The sequence below is a fragment of the Novosphingobium sp. MBES04 genome (assembly GCF_000813185.1).
Lineage (GTDB): Bacteria > Pseudomonadota > Alphaproteobacteria > Sphingomonadales > Sphingomonadaceae > Novosphingobium > Novosphingobium decolorationis.
The window spans coordinates 141027-151887 of sequence record NZ_DF850490.1 but is presented as its reverse complement, the minus strand read 5'-3'; the positions used below and the strand labels follow the sequence as shown (position 1 = coordinate 151887).

The following is a 10861-nucleotide window of genomic DNA, read 5'->3' as shown; positions in this document are numbered from 1 at the left end:
TCTCGCACTCGGCGGCAGACCCGGTGCCGCGTTTGCCAACCGTCTGATGGTGCCAGTAAGCGAGGACACTTTGCTGCGGGTTGTACGGCGCCACGCCGTCGATCGGCATGACGAACTCCATGTCATCGGCATTGATGATTTTGCTTTCCGACGAGGCCAGACATACGGAACGATTGTCTGCGATCTGGAGCGCCGTAAGCCTGTCACACTCTTACCAGATCGGGCGCTGGAGACGTCACGCGCCTGGCTAACCAAGCACCCGTCCATATCAATCGTCGCTCGAGATCGCGGCGGCGGATATGGTGAGGCGATCGCAAGCGGACTGCCTCATGCTCAGCAGGTTGCCGATCGCTGGCACCTCATGGAGAACTCGAGCCGAGCATTTCTGGACGCCGTCAGCAAAACCATGCGGCAGATCAGGCAAGCGGTCGGCAACAATGTGGTCGACCTCAAGCTTCTCACCTATGCCGAGAAGCTGCAGTACGAGGGGTACCTTCGCCGTCAGGAAACCAATGAGGCGATTCAGAAACTGGCCAAAAGTGGCACTTCCATCCGACAGATCGTCCGACAGACTGGTCACAGCCGCAAACTCGTTCGGGACGTGTTCCGCGGACAGCGGCTAGACGTCTTTCGTACCCGGCCAAGTATTCTGGATAGTTGGTTGCCATGGCTGAACGAGCGATGGGAAGCTGGGTCCCGCAACGCATTGGCGCTCTGGCGTGAGATGCGCGCGGAAGGCTTCGTCGGACAGCGAGGTATCGTCGCTCAGTGGGCCCAACGCCGCCGCCTCGCCGAACAAGCCGGACAAAGCGGCCTCATGCGCACGCCGTCGGCACGGGTTCTGGCTCGCTTAATGACCTCAGCGCAGGATGGACTGGGAAAATCCGAAGCCATCCTCGTCGCCGTGATCGAGAACAATGTTCCTGAGTTGGTGGCAGCACGCAAGGCGATTGGAGAATTCCAATCAATGATCAGATCAAAATCAGCCGCCAAACTTGATGCATGGATCGAACTGACCAGAGGCAGCCTCGTTGCGTCGTTCGTCAACGGTGTGGAGAAAGACCTGATTGCAGTTCGCAACGCGATTATTTCGCCATGGTCGATCGGGCAGACCGAGGGGCAGATCACTTGCCTCAAGCTGATAAAACGACAGATGTATGGGCGAGCGAAACTGGACCTGCTACGCGCTCGCGTAGTCGGTGCGTGACCAATCGCCAGCAGCAAAAGTGAGTCAGAGCCAGTTCTCAGTGGCAATCAACACAGCGGTTATACAAGTCTTGTGGGGCCTGTATTCCCTGGGAGCATCCCGCCAACGCTGGCCATTACGGTTGACGAAGATAATCCCGCTCAGGACCCGCCGGTCATCACCCCGTGGCTTTCCATGGCTCTTGGAAAAATACGGCGACAGACACGCCATCTGCGCATCCGTCAGCCAATACAGGTCGCGCATACTCGGTCTCCTCGCGGAGCCTGAATCTTGTCGCCGCCTGCCAATCAATGGGGCCTAAGCCTACCCTGTGGCCGATTTCCGCGACAAAGCCGCGAATATCGGGAATTTTCGACACACCGGGCTCAACCCGGCACGGATCGGGCCCGGGCTGCAGGGCGGTGCCGGCCTCGACGATTACGATGAAGGGGTTCCGCCCAGTGCCTGGTAGACCTCGATCTGCGCGGACAGCTGGTTGTAACGGTTCTGGATCAGGCTGGAGCGCGCGCTGCGAAGCCGTTCCTGCGCGTCGAGCAGGTCACGCAGGGGAATATAGCCGACACGATACTGCCGCGCGTACAGCTCCTCGGCATCCAGCGCGGCAAGGTAATTCGCATCCAGCGCGGTGCCCTGCTCGATATACTGGTTACGTGCCGACAGCGCGATTTCGGTGTCGCGCAGGGCATCGTAGAAGGTCTGCCGCAGATCTTCGCGTGCCGCCTCGAAATCGGCCCGCGCCACGGCAGAACCCAGGCGGATCTTTTCGGGGTTGAGCTCGGACAGCGACAAGGCCGCTCCCAGGCTGGCCGCCGGGTTGGACACGAAACCGAGCAAGGCCGAACTGGCCGTTCCCAGCGCCCCTGTCAGGCTGAAGCTGGGCAGGTAACTGGCCACTGTCGCATCGCTCGAGGCCAGCGCCGCGCGCAGGCGCCACTGCGCCGCCGCCAGATCCGGGCGGCGCGCAAGCAGGCTCGAAGGGGTTCCGGCCGCAATCGCAGGCAGCTTGCGTTGGGGCAGGTTTGCCAGCTCGGGCCCGGTATAGTCCTGCTGCCCAAGGAGGGCTGCCAGCGCCTTGAGCACCTCGATGCGGGTCTGGCGAAGCTGTGTCAGCGAGGCTTCCTGCGAGGCGACGCTTTGCTGGGCATCGCGCAGTTCGAGGCGCGAGACCGACCCTGCATCGTACTGGCGCTGGACCAGGTCGAGCAGCTTGCGCAGATAGGCAAGGCTCTGCTCACCAATGGTGATTTGCTCGTTGGCAAGGCCAAGCTGCCACCAGGCACTGGCCGTCGTGCCGATGAGCGACAGCCGGGTTGCGGCAAGATCCTGCGCGCTCGCCTCGGCTTCCCAGCGCGCGGCATCGGCCTGTGCGTCGAGCCGCCCGAAGAGGTCGACTTCCCAGCTTGCCCCGGCCGAAAGTGCGCTGCTCTTGCTCCAGCGCGCATTGCCGGTCAGATCCTTCGAGGCATTTGACGTGGCTCCGCCGTTGAACGTGGGAAACTGCTGCCAGCGTGTCAGCGCCGCATTCTGGCGGGCCTGGCGAAGACGGATTCCGGCGGCCGCGAGATCGGCGTTGGCCGCCAGCACCTCATCGACAAGTGCCGTCAGCTGCGGGTCTTCGAATTCGTTCCACCATGGCGCGCCGGCCACCCCTTGAGGGCCGGGCTGCGCAAAGGAGAAGCTCTCCTGCGTCGCCAGTTCGGGCGCCTCGTAGGCGCTGCGGGTTACCGCACAGCCGGAGGTCAGGAGCAGCGCGGCGAGCGTTGCAGGTGCGATACGCAAAGCATGAATCATGGAGCGTCCTCAATCGCGCGAAAGGGCATCGACCGGGTCGAGCTGGGCGGCACGGCGCGCAGGCAGGAACCCGAAGGCCACACCGATCAGGGTGGAACAGAGGAAGGCAGCGAGAATCGAGAAGGTCGAATAGACCATTTCGAAGCCCAGGTTTGCCAGCGAGAAGAGCACGCCCACACCCAGAGCGATGAGGACACCGATCACGCCGCCCACGAGGCAGACGAGCACCGCCTCGATCAGAAACTGCTGCAGGATGTCCGACTGGCGTGCGCCCACGGCCATGCGCACGCCGATCTCGCTGGTGCGTTCGGTCACCGACACCAGCATGATGTTCATGACCCCGATGCCGCCGACGAGCAGGGAGATGACCGCGATCGCCGCGATGAGATAGGTCATCGTCTGGGTCGTCGAGGTGATGGTCTCGCGAATGTCGTCCGAGTTGGAGATGAAGAAATCCTCGGTGCCATGGCGCGTTGCAAGAAGCTTGCTCACGCCCGCTTCGGCCGCCGCGCTCGAGACATCGTCACTCACGCGCACGGTGATGCTGGACAGGAAGGTCTGGCCCAGCATCCGGCTCATCACGGTGGTGTAGGGGGCATAGACGGTCAACGAACTGCTGCCCCCAAACCCCTGCTGCTGGGTGCCCACGACACCGATTATGCGCATCGGCACCTGCCCGAAGACGACGACCTTGCCCAGTGGATCTTCTCCATCGGGAAAGAGGGTGTCGCGCGTATTCTCGTCGATTACCGCGTTCTGCTCGAGACGGTTCACGCTTTCGGCCCCGAACAGGCTGCCCGTTTCCAGTTCGAGCCCGCGGACGCGGAAATACCCATCCCCCACGCCGTTGATGTTGGCGGTCGCCGACACGTTGCGGTAGCGGGCGGTCTCGCTCGTCGAGACACTGGGCGTCACGCTGTCGACATACGTCAGTTCGGCCAGCGCCTCGGCATCCGTGTCGATCAGCGTCTCGATCCGGCCCGATCGCATGTCACCGAAACTCTTGCCGGGATAGACGGTGAGCGTGTTGGTGCCCAAGCTGGAGATGTTCGACAGGATCTGCTCCTGCGACCCCTTGCCAAGGGCCACGACCGACACCACCGCCGCGATCCCGATGATGATGCCCAGCATCGTCAGGAAGGTCCGCAGCTTGTGCGCGGCCATGGCGAGAACGGCCATGCGGAACGCTTCCGAGAAGCGGTCGGCAAGCTGCTGGAAGCCGCGCTTTTCGGGCGCAGGGCGTACCAGTCCGGCGGTGGGGCGATGGGGCCGGTTCTGGCGGTCATCGATGATGTCGCCATCGCGGATCTCGATGATCCGCTCGGCATGCTGTGCCACTTCCATGTCGTGCGTGACAAGGATGACGGTGTGCCCCTCGGCGTGGAGTTCCCCGAGGATCTTCATCACTTCGACCCCGCTCGCCGAATCGAGCGCGCCGGTCGGTTCGTCGGCGAAGATCACCTCGCCCCCGTTCATCAGCGCGCGCGCGATCGAGACGCGCTGCTGCTGACCGCCCGACAGCATGCCCGGGCGATGGCCGGTCCTGTCGCCAAGTCCGAGCCGTTCGAGCAGCGCGCGCGCGCGTTGGTCGCGTTCGCGTCGCGCACGCCCGGAATAGACGGCAGGCACCTCGACATTGCCCATCGCGTTGAGATCGGTGAGGAGATGATAGCGCTGGAAGATGAAGCCGAAATGCTCCCGCCGAAGCGCCGCGAGTTCGTCCTGCTCGAACTGGCTCACGTCCCGCCCGTTGACCTTGTAGGCTCCCGAGGTCGGACGGTCGAGACAGCCCAGAATGTTCATCAGCGTCGATTTGCCCGAGCCCGACTGGCCCACGATCGCCACCATCTCGCCCGCATGGATTTCAAGGTTGATATCCTTGAGCGCGGCGAACACCCCGTCGCCTGAAGGGTATTCGCGGCGCACGTGCGAGAGCGAGAGGAGCGGGGCATCGCCCTGCCCAGCGAAGGCGTTGCCCTGGGACCCAGGCGCTGCGGTTTCCTGCATCATCGGCTCCTCCCCGCTCAGAACGGCGGCGGCCCGCCCATGCGGCGGCCGGATGAAGCGCTCTCGGCGCTGGCCTCGCTCACGACCACCGCTTCGCCTTCCTTGAGCCCCGAGAGGACCTCGGCCGAGACATTGTTGTTGAGACCGATCTTCACGTTGCGCCTGGATATGCCGCGCTGCACGTCTTGCACCTGCACGCTGTAGGTGCCGTCCTTGTTCTGCACCCCAAGGGCCGAGGACGGGATCGTCAGGACATCCTTGCGCTGATCGAGCAGGATCGTGACCTTGGCCGTCATCAGGGCACGCAGGCGGTTGTCGGCGTTGCTGACGTCGAACAGCGCGTTGTAGTAGATGGCGGAATCCGACGTGCTGCTCGACGAACTCGAGGACGAGCTTCCCACTTCATCGACGATAGATTCGGGCGCAGGCTCGACCAGACGCAGCATGCCGGAATAGCGCGTGTCGGGATCGCCCAGGATCGTGAAGTAGGCCGACTGGCCCTGCTTGACGTTGATCACGTCGGCTTCGGATACCTCGGTCTCCACTGTCATCACGTCCAGTTTCGCGAGCACCACGATCGAGGGCGTCGACTGGTTGGCGTTGACGGTCGTGCCCTGCTTGTTGACGATCGCGACGACAACGCCGTCCATCGGTGCGGTGACCTTGGTGTAGCCCAGGTTCACCTGCGCATTTTCCACCGATACGCGTGCGGAATCGATCTGGGCGTTGAGCGCGTCCACGCTGGCCTTGGCGGAACGGTACTCCGCCTCGGCGGCCTGATAGTCGGCCTGCGAGGTGGCCTCGCCCACGCCCAGTTGCTTCTGCCTCTCGAACGCCAGACGGCTCTGAGCCAGGCTCGCCTGGGCGCTTGCCAGCTGCGCGGTCATGTTTGCAACGTCGGCCTGCGCTGTCTTGAGGGTGTTTTCCTGTGTGCGCGAGTCGATCTGCGCAATCAGTTCGCCCTGTTTGACGGTGTCGCCCACCTCCACGGTCAACTGTTCGATACGGCCCGAGGCCTGCGCACCGACGCTGACCAGATCCTTGGGCATCAGGCTTCCGGTCGCCTCGACGGTTTTCTCCAGATCCCCGCGCGCCACTTTGGCCGTCACCACGTCCGGCCCCTCCGGTGGGCTCAGGAACACCTGCCAGACAAGGAACGGGAGAACGAGTACGCCGATCACGGCGCCGACAATCAGGGTGCGACGGGATTTGAACATGTGGCCAGCCATGGAACGGATGAATGGCCTTTGGGGTAAAAAGTTCGCAAGGGACGTGTAAAGTTTATGTAAAGACGCATCCTCCCACGCTGACAAGGACCGGCTGATGAGGCATTTGCAGGCGGTGAACGAGACCCGCCACGAGGCCCCCCGACGCATCCTGCTGATCGACGACGACGTCGATCTGGCCGCGCTACTGGGCGAATATCTCGAAAGCGAGGGGTTCCTCGTCGAGGCCGTCTCGAACGGCGCCGATGGAATTGCCCGCGCGCTTGAGGGCGATCCCGACATCATCGTTCTCGACATTATGATGCCGGGGATGAGCGGCATCGACGTGCTGCGCCGCCTGCGCGAAGTGAGCGATGTGCCCGTGCTCATGCTGACGGCACGCGGGGACGAGATAGACCGTGTCCTCGGACTTGAGCTCGGGGCAGACGATTACGTGGCCAAGCCCTGCTTCCCACGTGAACTCGTGGCGCGCCTGCGCGCCATCCTGCGCCGCCAGGTCCATCCTGCGCACGATGCCTCACGCGCCGCGCCGATCCTGCGGGCCGGAGAGCTTGAAATCCAGATACCCGAGCGCCGGGCGCTGTGGCGGGGCAGCGCGCTGGAGTTGACCCCGACAGAGTTCAATATCCTCGTCCTCCTCGTGCGCAGCGGAACTGCGGTTGCCACCAAGGATGAGCTTTCGCTGCGTGGTCTGGGACGCCCCCGCCAATCCTATGACCGCAGCATCGATGTCCATGTCAGCAACCTGCGCCTCAAGCTGGAAGCCGGAACGGCCGGGGCGGCGGGGATCGAAACGGTGCGCGGCGTGGGCTACAGGTTGTCCTGCCCGTGATCCGCGGCCGCCTGTTCTGGAAGATCCTGCTGGGCTTCCTGTTTACCTATTTCGCCGTTTCGCAGGCAATCTGGCTGCTCGTCACGCTGACGCTGGACCAGGGCGAACCTCCGCCCATCGTGCTGCGCAACGATGTCGCGCCCGCTGTGGTGATCGCGGCCCAGAATGCGATCCGGCATGGCGGCATCGGCGAATTCCACTCTCTGGAAAAGTCCCTGCCCGCCGTGACCCGCCAGCACCTTTCGCTGCGCGCGGCAACTTTTGCGGCGAACGGGGCCTGGCAACGCCCCCCGATCCCGGCCCAGAGCGACGCACGCGATGGACTGGCCACGGCCCCGGACGGCACGGCCTACCTGGTGCGCTTCACGTATCCCGACGACAGGCCGCTGCGGATCTTGAATCTGCCGCCGGTGGTGCTGATCGCGGGTATTCTGGCAGGTCTCCTCTTCGCCAGCATGCTGGCGTGGTATCTGACCTCGCCGATCACGCACCTGCGCCGTGGCTTCGAGCATCTTGCAGGCGGCGACCTATCGATCCGTCTCTCGCCACGGATGGGGTCGCGGCGCGACGAGATCGCGGATCTTTCGAGCGATTTTGATCGCATGGCGCGACAGCTTGAGCAGCTGGTCGAGGCCCGCGATCGGCTGCTGCACGATGTCAGCCACGAGTTGCGCTCCCCGCTTGCCCGAATCCAGCTGGCACTGGCGCTGGCCGGACGATCCCCCCAGCGCTCGCAACAAGCGCTGGAGCGCGTCGAATACGAGGTAACACGCCTCGACACGCTCGTCGGCGAACTCCTGACGCTCGCGCGGGCGGAGAACGAAGGATCTGCGGGCGAGGATTATTTCGACCTTGCCGGGGTCACCGAAAGTGTCGTGGCCGATGTCCGCTACGAAGCCGAGCCCGATGGCGTGACAATCGGATTCCAGAGCCCGCAAATCCATCCCGGAAGCGTCCCGCTGGTCCGCGGCAATTCCGAATTCATGCGCCGCGCGTTGGAGAATATCCTGCGCAATGCCTTGCGCTTTTCGCCGAAGGGTGGGCGAATTCAGGTCTCTGTCACGCCCCATCCTCGCGACCGCCGGATTGGCGTTGTCGTCACAGACGATGGACCCGGCATCCCCGAAGATCTGATGGACGCCATGTTCCAGCCCTTTGTGCGCTCCGGCAGCCAGGGGGCCGGCTTTGGTCTTGGCCTGGCCATCGCCTCCCGCGCGGTGCGTTTGCATGGCGGGACCATAGAGGCGCGCAACGCGCCCGAACGCGGCTTGCGCGTCGAAATGCGAATCCCGACCGCCGCTCTTCCCGCAACCTCCGAAGACTAGCCCACTCTATTCATGACAGGACTGCTCCCGGTTGATCCGGCCTCTCTCTTTCGGAGGCCAGGTAATCAGGGCGAGCGCCTCCGGCGGCGTTTTTCACCGCGACAGGATCGATGGGCTTTTCGAGGTTGATGGACGGGGCTCTGGCGTTCGGCGGCACGGCCGCGCTGGCTATGTCGGTGCTGGCCGGAGGCTGGTAGCGAGGGCTCTGAATACGTTGGCATCAGGGCAGGCTGACGCGAAGGCGACACGGATGCGCGAGGCACTTTCGATGACGCGGGCGGCGACCTTGAGCAGCCGCAGGCGCAGCGTCGCGAACTCGGCCGTGGCCAGAGAGGTGGTTCTGGGTATCGCCTGCTGGACGCGCCAGAGCAGCCAGTAGGCGGCGGTGTGCAGGATCAACCTCATCTGGTTGGCGTTGGCCGAGCGGCACGAGGTGCGATCGCTGGCGAGTTGGGCCTTGTGGCGCTTGATCAGGTTTTCGGCCTGGCCACGAGCGCAGTAGAGCGCGTCGTAGATGTGCTCGGCCGAGCCTTGGCCCAGCGAAGTGACGACGTAGCGGATGTCCATGCCCAGGATGCTGGCCTCGATCCGGGCGACGACGCGGCGCTGGCGGTTCCAGCTCTTCGCGCCGTAGCGGATCTGGGCATAGCTGCGCAGCACCGGCGCCTGGCGTTCGGCCCGCTTGACCGCGCAGGCATCGGCGGCGGCAACGATGGCGGGATCGGCGCGCAGCGCGGCGTTGGTGGGCAGGCCGAACACAAAGTCGACCCCGGCCGCCTCGCAGAAGGCCATGACCTCGGGACGGCCATAGTGCCCGTCGCCCCGGATGGTGATGTGCGTATCCGGCCAGTGTCGGCGGATATGGCGGACCAGGCGCCGGATATGGCTGGCCGCTTCGGTGCCCGACGGCGTCTTGCCGGTGCGCAGCAGCATCGCCACCGGGCGGCCTGTGCCAGTGTCGTAGACGTGGATCGGCAGGAAGCAGCGTTCGCCATAGTGGGCGTTCCAGAACGACAACTGCTGGTAGCCATGCACGACATCGCAGGTATCATCGATGTCCAGCGTCACCGCCGCCGGTGGGGCCGGATAGCTGTCGCAGTAGACGCCGATCATCGCGGCCATCATCCGAGCCAGTTCGCGCGTGGTCGGGGCGTTCTCCCACCGGCTCATCGTCGGTTGGCTGGCAAGCCCCACGCCCGATCCCGGCAGCTTGCCTAGCGCCAGGCGGAACCCGGGGTCGTCGCGCAGAGCGTCGAGATCATCAGCATCCTCGTAGCCACAGGCGATCGCGAACATGCGGGGCCGCAGGATGTCATCGAGGCGATGGATCACCCGCGCAGGGTCCCGCGGATCGGCAATGCAAGCCGCAAGCCGCCGACAAATCCCCATCGCGCGCTCGGCCTGCGCCAGCAACAGAACGCCTCCGTCAGAGGTCAGCCGGCCACCGTCGAACGCGGCTGTGACCTTCTTGCCGATGACAGCTGGGAATCCGAAAGAGCTTGCGATAATGTCGTTCATGGCGGGTGTGGCCTGTGGCATTTTCTGCCCTGCAACAGGGCCGGCGTAGACACCCAGTTTCTAATGCAGATCAGAGGCTTACGCCACTCCCGCCAACCCATTCCCCGCCCGGTGAATAAGAGCGGTTAGTCTGGGCTTGGCCGTCTACCAATCTGGCATGGACGCTTCGAAGCTTTTTCAAGCGGCCGACGCAGCCCTATATCGAGCAAAAGAGGACGGGCGTAATCTCTCGCGGGTTGCATAACCATGCCCGTCGTTGTGGCTAATTTTGACACAATCGCTGGCTTCAATCGTTCCAACAGTATGAATAAGAAAATTCGCAGTCCAGGGCGCCGTGCCGTTATACGGCATTTTAACGAAAAGGAGTTGTACGTCCAATTTCCGGATGGCACGGCCCGTATTGCTTGGCCCGATATACGAGGCATCAGTGCTGGCCGAACCCATGATGCTGGTGACTGGATGCTCCTCGTGCTGATTTTCGATGTAAACATTAACGGGCATGAGAAACTATTTTTAGTGGCTGAGAATGAACCTATCTGGCCATCTTTAACGCAAGCGCTTCCGGCCATTTTGCCGGGGGTTGCTGAATTTGAGACTTGGGCGAATCGAGCGCTTGCAGCATCGAGTCCCGTGTCAATCTATGACATTTGAGCGGCAAGCATCGAATGGTTATTGCCCCCCCCCCCCGGAAAAATTCCTGATTACGATGTAGGGCTCTGTTGCAAAGATCGTCCGCGAGCGAGTGAGATCCGCCGCTTCATGGCAATCAAGCGGCCGTGGCCAGGTGTTGGTTTAGCGCGTAGACTCATTACGCCGCGCACCAGAGGCGTACGCAGACGAGCTTGATGGCGGCGAGGTAGTTTTCGGGGCACTTGTCGTATCGCGTCGCGATGCCCCGGAATTGCTTGATCCGGTTGAAGAAGCGTTCGACCAGATTGCGCTGCTTGTAGAGAGG

General features: G+C 63.4%; 9 protein-coding genes and 2 pseudogenes. 5 read left to right on the top strand and 6 right to left on the bottom strand.

Annotation, left to right across the window (positions count from 1 at the left end):
• Positions 1 to 1207: ISL3 family transposase (locus MBENS4_RS25065; RefSeq protein ID WP_084592330.1), on the top strand; the 1207-nt coding region annotated here is incomplete at its 5' end.
• A gap of 66 nt (positions 1208 to 1273) precedes the next feature.
• Here the strand turns inward: MBENS4_RS25065 and MBENS4_RS22620 are convergent.
• From MBENS4_RS22620 to MBENS4_RS22605, 4 genes and pseudogenes are all read right to left on the bottom strand, one after another.
• A pseudogene (locus MBENS4_RS22620) lies at positions 1274 to 1450 on the bottom strand (transposase); the annotation flags it as partial.
• Positions 1451 to 1624: 174 nt separating this feature from the next.
• Positions 1625 to 2998 (bottom strand): efflux transporter outer membrane subunit, encoded by a 1374-nt coding sequence (locus tag MBENS4_RS22615; protein ID WP_039396243.1) that lies wholly within the window; start codon positions 2996 to 2998, stop codon positions 1625 to 1627.
• A gap of 9 nt (positions 2999 to 3007) precedes the next feature.
• The gene (locus MBENS4_RS22610) at positions 3008 to 5008 is read right to left on the bottom strand and encodes a MacB family efflux pump subunit (RefSeq protein ID WP_242405088.1); all 2001 of its coding nucleotides are present in this window, start codon (positions 5006 to 5008) and stop codon (positions 3008 to 3010) included.
• 14 nt (positions 5009 to 5022) lie between these two features.
• Positions 5023 to 6222: an efflux RND transporter periplasmic adaptor subunit gene (locus tag MBENS4_RS22605; protein WP_144401062.1), complete on the bottom strand. Its 1200-nt coding sequence runs from the start codon at positions 6220 to 6222 to the stop codon at positions 5023 to 5025.
• A 106-nt stretch (positions 6223 to 6328) separates the two neighbouring features.
• Here MBENS4_RS22605 and MBENS4_RS22600 point away from each other — a divergent pair, with 106 nt between their 5' ends.
• On the top strand, positions 6329 to 7063 hold the full coding sequence (locus tag MBENS4_RS22600; protein WP_052322714.1) for a response regulator transcription factor: 735 nt from the start codon (positions 6329 to 6331) through the stop codon (positions 7061 to 7063).
• Positions 7060 to 8388, top strand: coding sequence for a sensor histidine kinase (locus MBENS4_RS22595; RefSeq protein WP_084592329.1), 1329 nt, complete (start codon positions 7060 to 7062; stop codon positions 8386 to 8388). The genes MBENS4_RS22600 and MBENS4_RS22595 overlap by 4 nt, the downstream gene beginning before the upstream one ends.
• A gap of 168 nt (positions 8389 to 8556) precedes the next feature.
• Here the strand turns inward: MBENS4_RS22595 and MBENS4_RS22590 are convergent, their stop codons facing one another.
• The gene (locus MBENS4_RS22590) at positions 8557 to 9906 is read right to left on the bottom strand and encodes an IS1380 family transposase (protein WP_445321534.1); all 1350 of its coding nucleotides are present in this window, start codon (positions 9904 to 9906) and stop codon (positions 8557 to 8559) included.
• 136 nt (positions 9907 to 10042) lie between these two features.
• Here MBENS4_RS22590 and MBENS4_RS25060 point away from each other — a divergent pair, with 136 nt between their 5' ends.
• Positions 10043 to 10150, top strand: a complete 108-nt coding sequence (locus MBENS4_RS25060; protein ID WP_084592328.1) for a diguanylate cyclase — start codon at positions 10043 to 10045, stop codon at positions 10148 to 10150.
• Positions 10151 to 10152: 2 nt separating this feature from the next.
• Positions 10153 to 10557 (top strand): hypothetical protein, encoded by a 405-nt coding sequence (locus MBENS4_RS25610; RefSeq protein ID WP_144401061.1) that lies wholly within the window; start codon positions 10153 to 10155, stop codon positions 10555 to 10557.
• Positions 10558 to 10714: 157 nt separating this feature from the next.
• Here MBENS4_RS25610 and MBENS4_RS22585 read toward each other — a convergent pair.
• Positions 10715 to 10861, bottom strand: a pseudogene (locus tag MBENS4_RS22585) (IS5/IS1182 family transposase); the annotation flags it as partial.